The organism is Streptomyces sp. NPDC031121 (genome assembly GCF_055570615.1).
On sequence record NZ_JBVIGV010000001.1, the window covers coordinates 43,829 to 60,555 of the forward strand.

14 protein-coding genes are annotated in these 16,727 nt (G+C 74.0%); 9 read left to right on the forward strand and 5 right to left on the reverse strand.

What is annotated here, in order from left to right:
• The first annotated feature begins 20 nt into the window (after positions 1–20).
• Positions 21–1,823 carry a GMC oxidoreductase gene (locus ACZ462_RS00195; RefSeq protein WP_467808112.1) on the forward strand — a complete coding sequence of 601 codons (1,803 nt, stop codon included), beginning with the start codon at positions 21–23 and terminating at the stop codon, positions 1,821–1,823.
• 430 nt (positions 1,824–2,253) lie between these two features.
• Here the strand turns inward: ACZ462_RS00195 and ACZ462_RS00200 are convergent, their stop codons facing one another.
• Positions 2,254–2,562: a chorismate mutase gene (locus tag ACZ462_RS00200; RefSeq protein WP_467808113.1), complete on the reverse strand. Its 309-nt coding sequence runs from the start codon at positions 2,560–2,562 to the stop codon at positions 2,254–2,256.
• A gap of 302 nt (positions 2,563–2,864) precedes the next feature.
• Between ACZ462_RS00200 and guaA the strand changes: the two genes are divergently transcribed.
• The 4 genes from guaA (at position 2,865) to ACZ462_RS00220 (ending at position 7,410) form a co-directional block, all read left to right on the forward strand.
• A complete protein-coding gene (guaA, locus tag ACZ462_RS00205) occupies positions 2,865–4,457 on the forward strand; it encodes a glutamine-hydrolyzing GMP synthase (RefSeq protein WP_467808114.1) in 1,593 nt (530 codons plus the stop codon).
• A gap of 171 nt (positions 4,458–4,628) precedes the next feature.
• Entirely contained in the window at positions 4,629–5,396 is a 768-nt protein-coding gene (locus ACZ462_RS00210; protein ID WP_467808115.1) for a class II aldolase/adducin family protein, read from the forward strand.
• 138 nt (positions 5,397–5,534) lie between these two features.
• The gene (locus ACZ462_RS00215) at positions 5,535–6,800 is read left to right on the forward strand and encodes a hypothetical protein (RefSeq protein WP_467808117.1); all 1,266 of its coding nucleotides are present in this window, start codon (positions 5,535–5,537) and stop codon (positions 6,798–6,800) included.
• Between the two features lie 118 nt (positions 6,801–6,918).
• A complete protein-coding gene (locus tag ACZ462_RS00220; protein WP_467808133.1) occupies positions 6,919–7,410 on the forward strand; it encodes a DoxX family protein in 492 nt (163 codons plus the stop codon).
• Here ACZ462_RS00220 and ACZ462_RS00225 read toward each other — a convergent pair.
• Positions 7,329–7,580 carry a hypothetical protein gene (locus tag ACZ462_RS00225; protein ID WP_467808118.1) on the reverse strand — a complete coding sequence of 84 codons (252 nt, stop codon included), beginning with the start codon at positions 7,578–7,580 and terminating at the stop codon, positions 7,329–7,331. The two genes, ACZ462_RS00220 and ACZ462_RS00225, sit on opposite strands and share 82 nt — an antisense overlap.
• Positions 7,567–8,913, reverse strand: a complete 1,347-nt coding sequence (locus ACZ462_RS00230; RefSeq protein WP_467808119.1) for a PspC domain-containing protein — start codon at positions 8,911–8,913, stop codon at positions 7,567–7,569. Before ACZ462_RS00230 ends, ACZ462_RS00225 begins: the two co-directional genes overlap by 14 nt.
• Before the next feature lie 132 nt (positions 8,914–9,045).
• Here ACZ462_RS00230 and ACZ462_RS00235 point away from each other — a divergent pair, with 132 nt between their 5' ends.
• From ACZ462_RS00235 to ACZ462_RS00245, 3 genes are all read left to right on the forward strand, one after another.
• On the forward strand, positions 9,046–10,350 hold the full coding sequence (locus ACZ462_RS00235) for an ATP-binding protein (protein ID WP_467808120.1): 1,305 nt from the start codon (positions 9,046–9,048) through the stop codon (positions 10,348–10,350).
• Positions 10,347–11,042: a LuxR C-terminal-related transcriptional regulator gene (locus tag ACZ462_RS00240; RefSeq protein ID WP_467808122.1), complete on the forward strand. Its 696-nt coding sequence runs from the start codon at positions 10,347–10,349 to the stop codon at positions 11,040–11,042. The genes ACZ462_RS00235 and ACZ462_RS00240 overlap by 4 nt, the downstream gene beginning before the upstream one ends.
• Positions 11,043–11,123: 81 nt before the next feature.
• The gene (locus tag ACZ462_RS00245; RefSeq protein WP_467808123.1) at positions 11,124–12,233 is read left to right on the forward strand and encodes an alpha/beta hydrolase; all 1,110 of its coding nucleotides are present in this window, start codon (positions 11,124–11,126) and stop codon (positions 12,231–12,233) included.
• Between the two features lie 25 nt (positions 12,234–12,258).
• Here ACZ462_RS00245 and ACZ462_RS00250 read toward each other — a convergent pair whose 3' ends face one another.
• Entirely contained in the window at positions 12,259–13,308 is a 1,050-nt protein-coding gene (locus ACZ462_RS00250; RefSeq protein ID WP_467808124.1) for a C40 family peptidase, read from the reverse strand.
• 125 nt (positions 13,309–13,433) lie between these two features.
• Positions 13,434–13,787, reverse strand: coding sequence for a hypothetical protein (locus ACZ462_RS00255; RefSeq protein ID WP_467808125.1), 354 nt, complete (start codon positions 13,785–13,787; stop codon positions 13,434–13,436).
• A 285-nt stretch (positions 13,788–14,072) separates the two neighbouring features.
• Here ACZ462_RS00255 and pcrA point away from each other — a divergent pair, with 285 nt between their 5' ends.
• A complete protein-coding gene (gene pcrA / locus ACZ462_RS00260) occupies positions 14,073–16,589 on the forward strand; it encodes a DNA helicase PcrA (RefSeq protein WP_467808126.1) in 2,517 nt (838 codons plus the stop codon).
• Positions 16,590–16,727: the final 138 nt, after the last annotated feature.

Consider the following 16,727-nt stretch of genomic DNA (forward strand, 5'->3'; position numbering starts at 1 on the left):
GCCGCCAAGGAGGCGCCCCAGTGTCAGAGCCGTACGACTACGACGTCATCGTCATCGGATCGGGCTTCGGAGGCTCCGTCTCGGCGCTGCGCCTGGCCGAGAAGGGCTACCGGGTCGGCGTCCTGGAGGCGGGCCGCCGCTTCACCCGCGAGACGCTCCCGCGCAACAGCTGGGACCTGCGGGGCTACCTGTGGGCGCCGGCCCTCGGCCTGTACGGCATCCAGCGGCTCCACCTCCTCGGCAACGTGATGGTGCTGGCCGGCGCGGGCGTCGGCGGCGGCTCGCTCAACTACGCCAACACCCTGTACGTGCCGCCCGCCGCCTTCTTCGAGGACCGGCAGTGGGCGCACATCACGGACTGGCGCGAGGAGCTCGCCCCGTACTACGAGCAGGCCAAGCGGATGCTCGGGGTGCGGCTCAACCCGACGACGACCGCCTCCGACGTCCACCTGAAGGCCGTCGCCGAGAGGATGGGCGTCGGCGGCACCTTCCACATGGCGCCGGTCGGCGTCTTCTTCGGCGACGGCGCCGACGCCGGGGGCACCGCCGCGGCCAGGCCCGGCCAGGAGGTGCCCGACCCGTACTTCGGCGGCGCCGGCCCGGCCCGCCGCGCCTGCACCGAGTGCGGCGAGTGCATGACCGGCTGCCGGCACGGCGCGAAGAACACCCTGACCGAGAACTACCTCCACCTCGCCGAGCGCGCCGGCGCCGTCATCCACCCCATGACGACCGTGACCGCCGTCGCCGAGCACCCCGACGGCGGCCACCGCGTCCGCACCGTCCCCACCGACGCCCGCCGCCGCGGCACCTCCCGGGAGCTGCGCGCCCGGTACGTGGTCGTCGCCGCGGGCACGTACGGCACGCAGACCCTGCTGCACCGGATGAAGGACTCCGGGCTGCTGCCGCGGATCTCCGACCGCCTCGGCGAACTGACCCGCACCAACTCCGAGGGACTCGTCGGCGCGCAGACCGACGACCGCCGCTACCGCAGGCGGCACGGCCCCGGCCGGCGCGCCGACTTCACCCGGGGCGTCGCCATCACCTCCTCCGTCCACCCGGACGCCGACACCCACATCGAGCCCGTCCGCTACGGCCGGGGATCGAACGCGATGGGCTTCCTGACGGTGCTCCAGGTCCCGTACGGCCCGCACCGCGTGCGGCGCTGGCTCGCCCGGACCGCGAAGCACCCGGTGCAGCTGCTGCGCTCGCTCTCCAACCGGCGCTGGTCGGAGCGGACCATCATCGGCCTGGTCATGCAGTCCGTGGACAACTCGCTGACGACGTACCGCAAGCCTCGCGGCCCCGGCAAGGGCCTGCTCACGGCCCGCCAGGGGCACGGCGCCCCCAACCCCGTCCAGATCGAGGCGGCCACCCGGGCCGCGAGCCTGCTCGCCGAGGAGATAGGCGGGTTCGCCGGCAGCAACGTCGGCGAGCTCATGGGGACGCCGCTGACGGCGCACTTCCTCGGCGGCTGCCCCATCGGCGCCTCCCCCGAGGAGGGCGTGGTCGACCCGTACCACCGGCTGTACGGGCACCCGGGCATCCTGGTCGTGGACGGCGCGGCGGTCTCCGCGAACCTCGGCGTGAACCCGTCGCTGACGATCACGGCGCAGGCGGAGCGGGCGATGGCGTACTGGCCGAACAAGGGCGAGCCGGACACCCGCCCGGAGCAGGGCGCGGCGTACGTGCGGCTCGCGCCGGTGGAGCCGGTCCGTCCGGCCGTGCCTGAGAAGGCCTTCGGTGCGCTGCGGCTGCCGTTCCTGCCGGTTCCCGGGGTCCCGCCGCGGCAGCCGGGAGCGGCGGCCGACCTGCGGGCCGACTGATACGCGGCGGGTACCGCGCTCCCCCTCCGAGCGCGGTACCCGCCGCGGTACATAGGTGACAGGCGCTCGCCCCTGAAGGTTGTACCCGGAGGGCATACGTATGCGTGTGTGCTCGATCACACGGTGAAGCCGGGGCCGGCGGCCGGGGGAGGGATGCGGGGGAGGGGCGCGGACACGCGAACGGCCGGCCCGGGGCGTCCCCCGGGCCGGCCGTCGTCGGTGTGACCGGCCTGCTGTCCCCTGCCGTCCGGTCACGCGAAGGAGCGAGGTCCCACGACGCACGTCCCACGGGCCGTACGTCTCATCGCTCCGGCGGAGCCACGCGTGGTGCTGGACCCGCGCCTGGCTGACGCGGCCACCCACACCAACGAAGGGCCGCAGGGGCGGTCACGGGCCGTACGGGTGACGAACAGGCGGCTGGAGGGCCGCCTCAGACACGGCCGCGGCACAGCTCCAGCAGGGTCATGGCGAGGGAGGTGCCGGGCTTGCCGAGGGCGCTGTTCCAGTGCGAGAGCACCTCCATCTCCCGCGACAGGTGCACGCGGCGGCCCCCCGAGGCGATCCGGGCCTCCTGGATGACGGTCGAGACGGCCATCCGCTCCTGGACCAGGCCGATGATCCGGTCGTCGATGGCGTCGATGCGGTCGCGGGACGCCGCGATCAGCTGCTCGTGGTCCACGTCCGCGGCAGGGGCGGCGGCGGAGGACGCGGTGGCGGTGGCGGCGGTGGTGGCGGTCATGGCGGGGGTCTCCTGTCGGTGGGGGCCCGCAGGACCGTGAAAACGCCGCAGCGCCCGGGTCCTGCCGGACCGGGGCGCTGCGGGAAGTCAGGTGCTCTGCGCGAGCATCACGAGGACCCATGGCTGCCGGACCGTCCGGTGCCATAGGTAAAGAGGAAGCTCAGCTGCCTGCGCACGAAACGGATTATTGCCGCGCCGGCCGCCCGGATCCAAACCGGTTCGGATGGTGAGACGAAAACGGTCCGCGCGTCCCCCGTTAGAATTGACAAAACAGCCCCCTCTTCCGCCGGAAGGCCGCCCCCGTGCCAGAAGCACCCTCCGCCGCCCACGACAGCGCCCCGGACACGGTTCTCGTCGTCGACTTCGGCGCCCAGTACGCCCAGCTCATCGCCCGCCGCGTCCGCGAGGCACGGGTCTACAGCGAGATCGTCCCGAGCACGATGCCCGTGGCCGAGATGCTGGCCAAGGACCCCAAGGCGATCATCCTGTCCGGCGGTCCGTCCTCGGTGTACGAGGAGGGCGCCCCGCAGCTGGACCGCTCGATCTTCGAGGCCGGCGTCCCCGTCTTCGGCATGTGCTACGGCTTCCAGCTGATGGCGACCACCCTCGGCGGCACCGTCGACAACACCGGCGCCCGCGAGTACGGCCGCACCCCGCTGAGCGTCAGCAAGGCCGGCTCGACCCTCTTCGAGGGCACGCCCGAGCAGCAGTCGGTGTGGATGTCCCACGGAGACGCCTGCTCCGCCGCCCCGGAGGGCTTCGCCGTCACCGCCTCGACCGACGTCGTGCCCGTCGCCGCGTTCGAGAACGACGAGAAGAAGCTGTACGGCGTGCAGTACCACCCCGAGGTGATGCACTCCACGCACGGCCAGCAGGTGCTGGAGCACTTCCTCTACCGCGGCGCCGGCCTCAAGCCCACCTGGACCACCGGCAACATCGTCGAGGAGCAGGTCGCGGCCATCAAGGCGCAGGTCGGCGACAAGCGCGCCATCTGCGGCCTCTCCGGCGGCGTGGACTCCGCGGTCGCCGCGGCCCTCGTCCAGAAGGCCATCGGCTCCCAGCTGACCTGCGTGTACGTCGACCACGGCCTGATGCGCAAGGGCGAGACCGAGCAGGTCGAGAAGGACTTCGTCGCCGCGACCGGCGTCCAGCTGAAGGTCGTCGACGCGCAGGAGCGCTTCCTGGCGGCGCTCGCCGGCGTCTCCGACCCCGAGACCAAGCGGAAGATCATCGGCCGCGAGTTCATCCGGGTCTTCGAGCAGGCGCAGGCCGAGATCATCGCCGAGGCCGAGGGCGGCCCCGAGGTGGCCTTCCTCGTCCAGGGCACCCTGTACCCGGACGTCGTGGAGTCCGGCGGCGGCACCGGCACCGCCAACATCAAGTCCCACCACAACGTGGGCGGCCTCCCCGACGACATCGAGTTCCAGCTCGTCGAGCCGCTGCGCCAGCTGTTCAAGGACGAGGTCCGCATGGTCGGCCAGGAGCTCGGCCTGCCCGACGAGATCGTCCACCGCCAGCCCTTCCCCGGCCCCGGCCTCGGCATCCGCATCGTCGGCGAGGTCACCAAGGAGCGCCTGGACCTGCTCCGCGAGGCCGACGCCATCGCCCGCGAGGAGCTCACCGCGGCCGGCCTCGACCGCGAGATCTGGCAGTGCCCCGTCGTGCTCCTGGCGGACGTCCGCAGCGTCGGCGTCCAGGGCGACGGCCGCACCTACGGCCACCCGATCGTGCTGCGCCCCGTCTCCTCCGAGGACGCGATGACCGCGGACTGGACGCGCATGCCGTACGAGGTGCTCGCCCGGATCTCCACCCGCATCACCAACGAGGTCAAGGACGTCAACCGCGTCGTCCTGGACTGCACCAGCAAGCCGCCGGGCACCATCGAGTGGGAGTGATCCCGCCGGCCCCGCGCCGCGCGTGAACGGAGCCGCCGCCCCCGACCACCGGGGCCGGCGGCTCCGCCGTTTCCGCCCGCCGCCGCTCTGCCCCTGGCCACTTGCGGGCGGCCCGGGTACCGTGCGCGCGCCGGCCCCGCGGCCGGCCGACGCCGACCGAGGAGGGCCGCGATGCCGGACCAGCCCGCACCCGTGCCCGTGGACCGGCTCCGCTTCGAGACGCCGCCCGTCCACGACGACCCGGCCCGGGAGCGCGCCCACCGCAAGGAGCGCCTCGCCGGGGCGCTGCGCCTGCTCGCGCGCCTCGGCTTCGAGGAGGACCCGGCCGCGCTGGCCACCGCCCGCGACCCCGAGTACCCGGACTGCCTCTGGGCGAACCCGTTCGGGCGGGCTGCGGCCGCCGCCACCGCCGAGGACCTGCTGCTCGTCGACGGCGACGGGCGGGTCCTGGAGGGCGGGCGCCGCGTCAACGGGCTGTCCTTCGCCCTCCACGCGGCCGTCCACCGGGCCCGCCCCGACGCGGTCGCGGTGGTCCGCGCGCACGGCCCGTACGGCAGGGCGCTCGCCGCGCTCGGGCAGCTGATCGCCCCGCTCACCCAGGAGGCCTGCGCCTTCTACCGGGACCACGCGCTCGTCGACGAGTACACCCGCGGCGCCGGCGATCCCGCCGAGTGCGCCCGCATCGCCCGCGCGCTCGGCCCGTACAAGGCGCTCGTCCTGCGCAACCACGGGGTGCTCACCGTCGGCGCCACCGTGGACGCCGCCGCCTGGTGGACCGTCGCAGCCGAGCGGGCCGCCCGCGTCCAGCTCACCGCCCGCGCCGCCGGCCGCCCCGCGCCCATCGGGCACCGCAGCGCCCTCGCCGCGCGCGACCGGTTCGGCACCGACCTCGCCGCCTGGGCCGCCTACCAGCCGCTGCGGGAGTCCGCCGCCCCCTGACGCCCGTACGCCGCGCGCGTGACGTCAACATCATGAACGGACAATCACCTGCTCTGACATCGTGCGCAATCCGGAGCACTTCCGCAGTGGTGCACAATTCGCTGCCATTGCACCGTAGTTCAGAGAGGCGGCAGGCACGTGGCTGTCCAACAGATCTCCCGAAGCACCCACGGCGGCGCATGCGCCTGCGACGACTGCCCGCACGGCGCGCAGGAGGGGCACCGCCGCGCGGTCGCGGCGTTCCTGGAGAAACGGGACGAGTTCGCCGCGGGCCACGGACTGCCCGCCGCGGTCGCCCGGTCCGCAGGCGCGTCCCGGCAGTGGGTCTCCGACGAACTCACCCTCTCCGCCCGCACGGTCGCCGACCGCGGCCGCGAGGCGGGCAGCTCCTGGCTGCACGTCTTCTCCCGGCGGGCCGTCCTCGCCGTGTGGATCGCGGCCGGGATCCTCCTCGTCGTCCAGGTCGGCACCGCCGTCGGCACCGGCTGGTCGGCCGCGCGCACCGCCGCCCTGCTCGCGGCGGCCTTCCTCGCCGGCCTGCTCACCCTCGCGGCCCGCGCCCAGTCGGTGCGCGGCGGGCTGCTGGCCCCGCTGGTCGGCGAGGACAACCGGCTGTCCACCTCGAAGGCCGTGCCCGGCGCCTGGCTGCTGCTGACCGCGTTCGCCGGGCTGCTGCCCGCGCTGCGGCTGGCCGCCTCCGCGCCCGGCCCGGAGCGGCAGGCCGTGTACGAGGGCCTCGGGCTGGCGCGGGCGCTGCCGCTGCTGTCGATCGTCGCGCTGACCTCGGCGGTGGCGGTGCTGGTGAGCCGGGTCGTCGCCGTGCGGATCCTCGGCCAGCGGCTGCAGAAGCTCCCCGCGGACCGGCCGCGCGGCGCGGACCTGCTCACGGACGACGCCGGCCGGGGCAGCCTCCCCGACGCCCAGTACGTGCTGGTCTCCACGGTGGTGCTGGCGTACGCGGCCGTGTCGCTGGCCCGGTACCCGGACCGGCTGCCGCGGCTGCCGTGGGCGCTGGCCCTGCTCGTCGCCCTGTCGGCCGCGGTGTACCTGGCCGCGAAGCTCGCCGAGGTGACCCGGCCGCTCGTGCTGTCCGTGGTCCGCAGGCGCGAGCCCGGCGACCTCGACGCGGCCGTCAGGCCCGGCGACGACATCGAGATCCGCGGGGTGGGCTTCGTCCCGCCCGGCGCGCAGACCCCGGAGATGCTTGCCCGGCTGGTGGTCCGGATCGGGGCGGTCCACGTCCACGTGCCGCTGGTCCCGGTGGCGGGCGGGTTCGCGAACCCCTCGGACACGGCGCTGACGGTTCCGGTCCCGGCGGAAGTGGAACCGGGCCGGGTCGAGGTGCAGGTGGTCACCGCTGCCGGAGTGGAATCCAACCGCTGCACCATCGACGTCGCCGAGTGAAGCGGGTAGACATGGGGGCGTGACCCGAAGAGACGACCTCGCCGAGCACGGCGGGCACGACCCGGACGAGGCCCCCGGCCGGGCCCCCGCCGCCCACCGCGGCGCCCCCGCCCCCGGACTGCGGGACCGGGCCGCCCGGTACGCGCTGCTGCCGCTGCGGCTCTTCCTCGGCGCGACCTTCGTCTACGCGGGCCTGGACAAGCTGACCGACCCCGCGTTCCCGTCCGCCTCCGGCGCCGGCTCCATCGGGGAGCTGATGCGCGGGGTGCGCGACACCTCCGCCGTCCCGGAGCTGGTGGACCTGGCCCTGCGCTCGCCCGTCGCCTTCGCCCTGGCCATCGCCGCCGGCGAGATCGCGGTCGGCCTCTGCGTCCTCGCCGGCCTGCTGACCCGCCTCGCGGCCCTCGGCGGCCTGCTGATCTCGCTCAGCCTGTGGCTCACGGTGTCCTGGCAGGTCACCCCGTACTACTACGGAAACGATCTCGCCTACCTGATGGCGTGGACGCCGCTGGTGCTCGCCGGGGCGCCCTACTGGTCCGTGGACTCCCTGATCCGGTCCGCCCGCTCCGGGGGCTCGGCCAGGCTGCGCCGGTCGCGGCGCACCGCGTAGGCCACCATCCCCACCAGCGCGGCCAGCGTCAGCCCGCCGACCGCCATCGGGACCACCAGGAACCAAGGGGTGTCGACCTCGCCCGCCGCGTCGAGCAGGTACAGCACGCCCGCCGCGGTCAGGACGAGGCCGGCCAGCAACCGGCCCGGCTGGAACTCATGACGCCGCACGGGCCACCTCCACCTGTCCCACACCCGCTTCGAGGTGCAGCTCGACCGTTCCTCCTGCCTCCGTGCCGGCGGCCGGCTCCACCGTCACCCGCCGGGTCTCGCCCTCACCCCGGATGCGCAGGTGCGAGCGGGTGTCGTCCGGCATCCGGATGTCGCCCAGCCGTACGGAGGCCTCCCCGCGGGCGGTGACCTCGCGGGGCACGATCACCTTCAGCAGCCCGGCGTCGATGCCGGCGCGCACGGTCAGCGTGCTGCCCTTCGGCACGTCCAGCCGGCTCAGGTCCAGGGTGGCGATGCCGGTGCCGGACTCGTACACCGGCTGGACGTCGGCCACCGCCGCCGGCCGCCAGCGCACCTCCCGCCAGTCGGTGCCGATCTCCGTCGGCAGCGCCGCCGACACCGCCAGCAGCCCGGCCGTCGCCAGCGCCAGCAGGATCGTCCCGAACCCCGTACGGCCGCGGAACGAGCTGACCGCGAGGCCGAGGCCGAAGACCGCGAGCACCGACGCGAGGCCGATCTGCAGGGCGTGCCCGAGCGTGCTGTCCTCCCACACCGCCGCCGTCGCCACCGCACCCGCCAGCACGGCCAGGACGAACAGCCGGCCGCCGATGCCGCCGCGCGGCCGCCCCGGCCCGCCCGGCCGCGCGGCGCGCGGCCCGCAGCCGTGGCCCTTGCCGCCGGGCTCCGCGGGCCCGGCCGAGTCGTCCGGCCCCCACAGGTAGCCGGTGCTGCCGGACGGGCCGGTCGTGCCGTCCTTCACCAGCGGGTCCCGCCACCACGAGGGCGCGCCGGGCGCCGGCGGCGCCTTCGTCTCCGGCGGGGCGGGGCGGCCCGCCGCCTGCGGCTCCGCCTCGGGGGCGGCCGTACCGCGGTGGCGCTGCGACCAGTACGCGGCCCCGCCCAGCGCCAGCACCACCAGCACCGAGAACGAGGCGAGGCCGCCGTTGTCCAGCATCGACAGGAACAGCGCGCAGCCGACGAGCGCCGCGAACAGCGCGGCCAGCGTCGTCCCCTCGACCCGGCCGGTCAGCAGCTTCTTCGCCTCGCTGTCCTCCTCGCCGTCGACGGGCAGCACCAGCCAGGCGAAGCCGTAGAAGAGGAGGCCGACACCGCCGGTGACGCTGAGCACGCCCAGCACGATCCGGAAGACCACGGGGTCGAGGTCGAAGTAGCGGCCGAGGCCGCCGCACACGCCGGCGAGGACCTTGTCGCGCTTGCTGCGGCGCAGGGGCGGCCGCTCGGCGGACCGGTCCGAGGGCCGCCCCGCGGTCCCGGGCGCCTGCGGGTCCGCCGTGCCGGAAGCGGCCGGCGGCGGGGAGTCGTGCTCGGTCATGGCTCCATGGTGGAGGCGCTCCGCGGCGGCGGGCATCGGGGCCCCACCCTGGTGCGACCCTGAGATCCCCCCGGGGCCCGTGGGGGGATGCCCTGATGCCGCGCCGCGCCCGGGCGTGTGACCATCGGTGGCATGCCCGCCTCCGCCGCCCCGCGCACCCCGCACGCCCCCGAGCCCGACGAGGCACCGCAGCGCCGTCTCTACCGCAGCGCCGACGGCCGCATGCTCGGCGGCGTGGCCCGCGGCCTGGCCGGGCACCTCGGGCTGCCGGTCGTGTGGGTGCGGCTCGCCTTCTTCGGGCTGTTCATCTGGGGAGACGGACTCGGCGTGCTGCTGTACGCCGCGTTCTGGGTGTTCGTCCCGCTCGGCGTGGGCGGCCGCAGCGGGGGCCGCTCCCTCCATGAGCTGTTCGAGACCCTGCCAGACGGCGCCAGGCGGCTGCGCAAACCGGCGAAGGGCCAGATCACCGCCCTGGTCGCGCTGTGCGTCGGCGCCGGGATCTTCGTCTCCAAGGTGCAGTCCGGCGGCGCCTCCGGGCGCTACGTGTGGCCGACGCTGCTCGTCGGCGCGGGTGTCGTCCTGGTCTGGCGGCAGGCCGACAACGCCCGCCGCGAGCACTGGGCGGCAGGGCCGGGCGGCAGCCGGCGGATGCTCCAGCTCGCCCGCGCCTGCGCGGGCATCGCGCTCGTCGGGATCGGCCTGACCGTCTTCATCGTCGTCCGCGGCTCGGCCGCCCAGCTCGGCAACGTCCTGACCGCCGCGCTGGCCGTCCTCGCCGGGATCGCGCTGCTCGCCGGGCCCTGGCTGATCCGGATGACGCAGGACCTCTCCGAGGAGCGCCTGATGCGCATCCGCGCCCAGGAGCGCGCCGAGGTCGCCGCCCACGTCCACGACTCGGTGCTGCACACCCTCACCCTGATCCAGCGCAACGCCGACGACGCGGGCGAGGTCCGCCGGCTGGCCCGCGCCCAGGAGCGCGAGCTGCGGAACTGGCTCTACAGGCCCGAGGGCACCGGCAAGGAGGAGGCCGAGGAGCCGGCGACCCTCGCCGAGGCCGTGAAGAAGGCCGCCGCCGAGGTGGAGGACCACCACGGCGTCCCCATCGAGGTCGTCGTCGTCGGCGACTGCCCCCTCGACGAGAGGCTGGGCGCGCAGGTTCAGGCCGCGCGCGAGGCGATGGTCAACGCCGCCAAGTACGGTGGCGAGGGGGGCCCGGTGCAGGTGTACGCGGAGGTGGAGGGGCAGACCGTGTTCGTGTCCGTACGGGACCGCGGTCCGGGCTTCGACATCGACGCGGTACCGGACGACCGCATGGGCGTACGAGAATCGATCATCGGCCGGATGCAGCGCAACGGCGGGACCGCACGGCTGCGGTCCGCGCCCGACGGCGGCACGGAAGTCGAGCTGGAGATGGAGAGGGCGGCGAACGCGGCATGACGGAGCAGAACGCACAGGCGGGCGCGGCGGGCCGGCGGGTCCGGGTGGTGCTCGTCGACGACCACCGGATGTTCCGCGCGGGTGTGCAGGCGGAGATCGGCGACACCGCCCGGACCGGCGTCGAGGTCGTCGGCGAGGCGGCCGACGTCGACCAGGCCGTCACCGTCATCACCGCCACCCGGCCCGAGGTGGTCCTCCTCGACGTGCACCTCCCCGGCGGCGGCGGGGTCGAGGTGCTGCGGCGCTGCGCCGCGCTGACGGCGGCCGCCGAGAACCCGGTGCGCTTCCTGGCCCTGTCGGTGTCGGACGCCGCCGAGGACGTCATCGGCGTCATCCGCGGCGGCGCGCGCGGCTACGTCACCAAGACGATCACCGGCGCCGACCTGGTGGACTCCGTCTTCCGGGTGCAGGACGGCGACGCCGTGTTCTCGCCGCGGCTCGCGGGCTTCGTCCTCGACGCGTTCGCCTCGACGGACGCCCCGCCGGTCGACGAGGACCTGGACCGGCTGACGCAGCGCGAGCGCGAGGTGCTGCGGCTGATCGCCCGCGGCTACGCGTACAAGGAGATCGCCAAGCAGCTGTTCATCTCGGTGAAGACGGTGGAGTCCCACGTCAGCGCGGTGCTGCGCAAGCTCCAGCTGTCCAACCGGCACGAGCTGACGCGCTGGGCGACGGCCCGCCGCCTGGTGTGAGACGGCCCCGGCCACGTTCTGTGACACACGCCGCAGGGTGAATGGGGAACCTCAAGGCGGGTCGCGGCGTTCTTGGCAGGCGTGACGAGCTTGACCGGGACCCCCGTGTTCGTGGCGGCGATCGCCCTGACGGCGATCGCCGTCGTCCTTCCGCTGGCCGTGTGGAGCAAGGTGCGCGGCCCGGCCGCCGTGCGCGCCCTCACCCGCGTGCTGATGATGGTGTTCGCCCAGGCCACCGCCATCGCGCTGGTGTTCATCGGGGTGAACCGGGAGCAGAACTTCTACACCACCTGGGGCGACCTGGTCGGCACGGGCGACTACGTCCAGGCCGCCGAGGACCTCGGCCCCGACGGCCTCGGCGGCAAGAAGGTCGAAGAGGTCCCGAAGGTGAAGCAGCAGTTCCACCCCGTCGACGACGTGCCGGGCGGCCGGGTCCAGGCGACCGAGCTCGACGGGAAGATCTCCGGGGTCAAGGGCGACGTCCTCGTCTACCTGCCGCCGCAGTACGACGACCCGGCCTACAAGGACCGCAAGTTCCCCGTCGTCGAGCTGATCCCCGGCATGCCCGGCTCCGGCAAGTCCTGGTTCAAGGGACTGAAGGTGGTGGAGAAGCTGGAGCCGCTCATGAAGAGCGGCCAGGTCCAGCCCTTCATCCTCGTCTCGGCGCGCACCATGCTCCTCGGCGACACCGAGACCGGCTGCGCCAACATCCCGGGCCGGGTCAACGCCGACAGCTGGCTCAGCGTCGACGTCCGCAAGATGGTCACGGACAACTTCCGCGCCTCGGACGACCCGCGCTCCTGGGGCGTCGCCGGGTACTCGGCGGGCGCCTACTGCGCCGCCAAGCTGGCGATCTCCCACCCCGACCGGTACGCCGCGGCCGTTTCCATGTCCGGCTACAACGACCCGGGGATGGAGCCCGCCTCCCTGCTCCGCGAGGACCCGGTCCTGCGCCAGGAGCACAACCTGCACACCATGCTGAAGGCGGCGCCGGTGCCGCCCGCGGTGTCCCTGCTCGTCACGGGCGGCGAGGGCGACGGCTACCAGGCCGGGATCGCGCTCCAGCAGGCGGCCCGGCACCCGACCAGGATCGAGGTGCAGAAGACGACCGGCGGCCACACCATCGACGCCTGGGTCCGGCAGCTCCCCCAGGTCTTCGCCTGGCTGGGCACCCAGGTCAAGGCACCGTAGCCGGCCCGGGGCGGGGCGGGCCGGTTCAGGCCGGGCGGGAGGCCCCCGCCCACGGCATCGAGTCGACCGGCGCCACGCGGACCGTCGAGCCCGGACGCGGGGCGTGGATCATCTGACCGTTGCCGACGTAGAGGCCGACGTGCGTGACGCCGGAGTAGAAGAACACCAGGTCGCCCGGGGCCAGCTCGCCGCGGGCGACCCGCCGGCCTGCGTTGATCTGCGTGTACGTCGTGCGCGGCAGGGACACCCCGGCGGATCGCCAGGCGGCCTGCGTCAGCCCGGAGCAGTCGTACGCGCCCGGCCCGGTCGCCCCCCACACGTACGGCTTGCCGATGGCGCCGTACGCGAAGGCGACGGCGCGGGCCGCGCGCGACCCGTCGCCGGGCGGTGCGGGGGCGGCCGCCGCCTGCCCGGTCCCGGCCTGCGCGGCGCCGCCGCCGGCCCGGGCCTCGTACGCGGCGCGCTCCTCGGCGGTCAGCCGGGCCAGCAGCCGCCGGGCGGCCTCCAGCTTCGCCTCGACGGCGGACTTGTGGCGGGCGAGTTCGCCCTCGCGCTCGCGCAGTTCGGCGAGGTGCCCTGCCGCCGTCTTGCGCAGGGCGCCGACCTCGTCGAGCTGCCGGCGTACGGAGGCGACCTCGGCGGCGCTGCGGTCGCCGGCGCGGTCCAGCAGGGCGGCCCGCTCCAGGAACTCCTGCGGGTCGTCGGACATCGCCAGGCGGACGGCGGGGCCGAGGCCGCCGCTGCGGTACTGGCCCGCGGCGAGGGCGCCGAGGGTGCGGCGGGCCTCGTTCAGCCGGTCGGTGCGGCGGGCGGTCTCGTCGCGCAGCCCGTCCAGGGCGCGCTGGGCCTCCTCCGCCTTCTCCTTCGCCCCGTTGTACCGCTCGCCGGCGGCCTCGGCCTCCTCGTAGAGCCGGTCGGCCTCCGCCTTGATCCCGGCGGGCGTCTGCCGCGGCTCGGCGTGGGAGGTGCCTTCGAGGGCGGTGGCGGTGGCAGCGCCCGCCAGGGCGAGGGTGGCGGCGGTCCGGACGGTGCCGCCGCGGAGCGGGCGCTGCCTGGGCTTTCGATGACTGGCCACGCGGGCCTCACGTCCTTCCTCCGGTCGGGCTCGGCTCGGAGGAGGACGCTAGAGGGCGGGACGGCGGTCGGACGGCGGGATGACCGCAAAGTGTCCCGACGCGACCGGATCTGGCGGCCTGACGATCAGTGCCAGAGGACGGCGACGAAGATATTGACCACGGTCAGCGCGCCGACGGTCCCGAACAGGGCCTTGTCGACCCGCTCCTCGTCGCGCTTGACGTAGACGAGGCAGAGGATCACGAACAGGACGGCGAGCTTGACGCCGATCTTGATGTGGTTGAGGGTGCCGCCGTCCATCTCGCGGAAGCCGACCAGCAGGACGCCGGTGACGAGCATCGTCAGCGCGCCGTGCAGCATCGCGGGCGTGAAGCGCGCCGTGCCGTCGCCCATCGCCTTCATCTGGGTCAGGAAGCCGCCCAGCAGCGAGGCGATACCGATGATGTGCAGGCCGACGAAGACATTGATCAGTACGTCCATGCGGTCGAGCGTACGGGGCCCCCGGCCGGCTCCCGGAGGGGGGTCGGCGCCGGTGTGAGATACGGCCGATTCCTCCGGTCCGGGGCCGGGTGTCCGCGCCGCCCCGAGGGCCTGTCCGGCGGATCAGGGCCGGATGGGCCGCGGCGCCCGGTGCGGTGCATCGCAAGGCGCCGGAGGGTCGCGATAGCGGAGCTATCGGGGCACTTCGGCAACGCGGCGAGGTGCCGTGCCGGACGCCGCGGGCCCGGCCATGATCCGCCGGACAGGCCCTAGACTCGGAAGGCGATGAGCAGCCTCTTTGACGACAGCTTCCTGGCGGACCTCACCCCCTCCGACGAGGAGCCCCCGCCCCCCGAGGAATACGCGGACGACCGCGCCCCCGAGCCCGGCGCGGACGACCTGTTCGAGGGCCGCTTCGACGTGCCCATGAGCGGTGACGCCTACTACCGCGACGGCACCGCCAAGCCGGTCATCGACCCGGCCGCCCTGCTGCACGGGCTGAACGAGCAGCAGCGCGCCGCCGTGGTCCACGCCGGCTCCCCGCTGCTGATCGTGGCCGGCGCCGGCTCCGGCAAGACCCGGGTGCTGACCCACCGCATCGGCCACCTGCTGGCCGCGCGGAACGTCCACCCCGGGCAGATCCTGGCGATCACCTTCACGAACAAGGCCGCCGCCGAGATGAAGGAGCGCGTCGAGGGCCTCGTCGGACCGCGCGCCAACGCCATGTGGGTCTCCACCTTCCACAGCGCGTGCGTGCGCATCCTGCGCCGCGAGTCCAAGCGGCTCGGCTTCACCTCCTCGTTCTCGATCTACGACGCGGCGGACTCCAAGCGCCTGATGGCGCTGGTCTGCCGCGACCTGGACCTCGACCCGAAGAAGTTCCCGCCGAAGTCCTTCAACGCCAAGGTCTCCAACCTCAAGAACGAGCTCATCGACGAGGACGCCTTCGCGGCCCAGGCAGCCGACGGGTTCGAGAAGACCCTCGCCCAGGCGTACGCGATGTACCAGGGGCGGCTGCGCGAGGCCAACGCGCTCGACTTCGACGACATCATCATGACGACCGTCCACCTGCTCCAGGCGTTCCCGGACGTCGCCGAGCACTACCGGCGGCGCTTCCGGCACGTCCTCGTGGACGAGTACCAGGACACCAACCACGCCCAGTACACCCTGGTGCGCGAGCTCGTCGGCACCGGCTACCCGGACCTGCCGCCGGCCGAGCTGTGCGTCGTGGGCGACGCCGACCAGTCGATCTACGCCTTCCGCGGCGCGACGATCCGCAACATCCTCCAGTTCGAGGAGGACTACAAGGACGCGACGACGATCCTGCTGGAGCAGAACTACCGCTCCACGCAGACGATCCTGTCCGCCGCCAACGCGGTCATCGAGCGCAACGAGAACCGCCGCGCCAAGAACCTGTGGACGCAGGCGGGGGCCGGCGCCGTCATCACCGGCTATGTCGCCGACACCGAGCACGACGAGGCCCAGTTCGTCGCCGAGGAGATCGACCGGCTCACCGACGCCGGCGAGGCCAGGGCCGGCGATGTCGCGATCTTCTACCGGACCAACGCGCAGTCCCGCGTCTTCGAAGAGGTCTTCATCCGCGTCGGCCTGCCCTACAAGGTCGTCGGCGGGGTCCGCTTCTACGAGCGCAAGGAGGTCCGCGACATCCTCGCGTACCTGCGCGTCCTGGCGAACCCCGAGGACAGCGTCCCGCTGCGCCGCATCCTGAACGTGCCCAAGCGCGGCATCGGCGAGCGCGCCGAGGCGATGGTCGACGCCCTCGCGATGCGCGAGAAGATCACCTTCCCGCAGGCGCTGCGCCGCGTGGACGAGGCGTACGGCATGGCCGCGCGCTCGACCAACGCGGTGAAGCGCTTCAACGTGCTGATGGAGGAGCTCCGCACGATCGCCGAGTCCGGCGCCGGCCCGGCCGTCGTCCTGGAGGCGGTCCTGGAGCGCACCGGCTACCTCGCCGAGCTCCAGGCCTCCACCGACCCGCAGGACGAGACGCGGATCGAGAACCTCCAGGAGCTCGCCGCGGTGGCCCTGGAGTTCGAGCAGGCCCGCGCCGAGGGCGGCGCGGCGGCCGGTGCGGAGGAGGGCGCCGCGGCGGGCGGCGGCACGCTGGCCGAGTTCCTGGAGCAGGTCGCCCTCGTCGCCGACTCCGACCAGATCCCGGACGAGGACACCGAGGGCAGCGGCGTGATCACGCTGATGACCCTGCACACCGCGAAGGGCCTGGAGTTCCCGGTGGTGTTCCTGACCGGCATGGAGGACGGCGTCTTCCCGCACATGCGGGCGCTGGGCCAGACCAAGGAGCTGGAGGAGGAGCGCCGGCTGGCGTACGTCGGCATCACGCGTGCCCGCGAGCGGCTGTACCTGACCCGCTCCGCGATGCGCAGTGCCTGGGGCACCCCCTCCTACAACCCGCCGTCGCGGTTCCTGGAGGAGATCCCCGCCCAGTACCTGCAGTGGAAGCGCACGGGCGCCGCGCAGAAGCCGGCCGGTCCGGTGCGGGGCCAGGGCCACGGGTCGGGCAAGGCCTCGTTCGGCACCTCGCCGGAGGCCTTCCTGTCCTCGGCGCGCACGCGCTCGGGTCCGTCCGGGTTCGCCACGCGGCGGGCCGCCGAGAAGCCGGTCGTGTCGCTGGCGGTCGGCGACCGGGTGACGCACGACCAGTTCGGGCTGGGCACCGTGATGGAGGTGCGGGGCGCCGGCGCCGACGCGCAGGCGACCATCGACTTCGGGGACGCCAAGCCGAAGCGGCTGCTGCTGCGGTACGCGCCGGTGCAGAAGCTCTAGGGAACGGGAGCGGGGGGGGGGGGGGGGGGGGAGGGGAGACGGCCCCCCCCTCCCAACCCCCCCCCCCAGCCACCAACACCCAAAAGAAGGGCACCAGATTTTTTGGTGATGAGAGAGAGGGTTATTCTCTCCTTCTTT

What these genes read in the sequence shown, in the direction of transcription:
- pcrA (WP_467808126.1), top strand. Translation starts at nt 14,073, where the DNA reads ATGAGCAGCCTCTTTGACGACAGCTTCCTGGCGGACCTCACCCCCTCC.
- ACZ462_RS00210 (WP_467808115.1), top strand. Translation starts at nt 4,629, where the DNA reads ATGCCGGACCAGCCCGCACCCGTGCCCGTGGACCGGCTCCGCTTCGAG.
- ACZ462_RS00240 (WP_467808122.1), top strand. Translation starts at nt 10,347, where the DNA reads ATGACGGAGCAGAACGCACAGGCGGGCGCGGCGGGCCGGCGGGTCCGG.
- ACZ462_RS00235 (WP_467808120.1), top strand. Translation starts at nt 9,046, where the DNA reads ATGCCCGCCTCCGCCGCCCCGCGCACCCCGCACGCCCCCGAGCCCGAC.
- ACZ462_RS00255 (WP_467808125.1), bottom strand. Translation starts at nt 13,787, where the DNA reads ATGGACGTACTGATCAATGTCTTCGTCGGCCTGCACATCATCGGTATC.
- ACZ462_RS00230 (WP_467808119.1), bottom strand. Translation starts at nt 8,913, where the DNA reads ATGACCGAGCACGACTCCCCGCCGCCGGCCGCTTCCGGCACGGCGGAC.
- ACZ462_RS00200 (WP_467808113.1), bottom strand. Translation starts at nt 2,562, where the DNA reads ATGACCGCCACCACCGCCGCCACCGCCACCGCGTCCTCCGCCGCCGCC.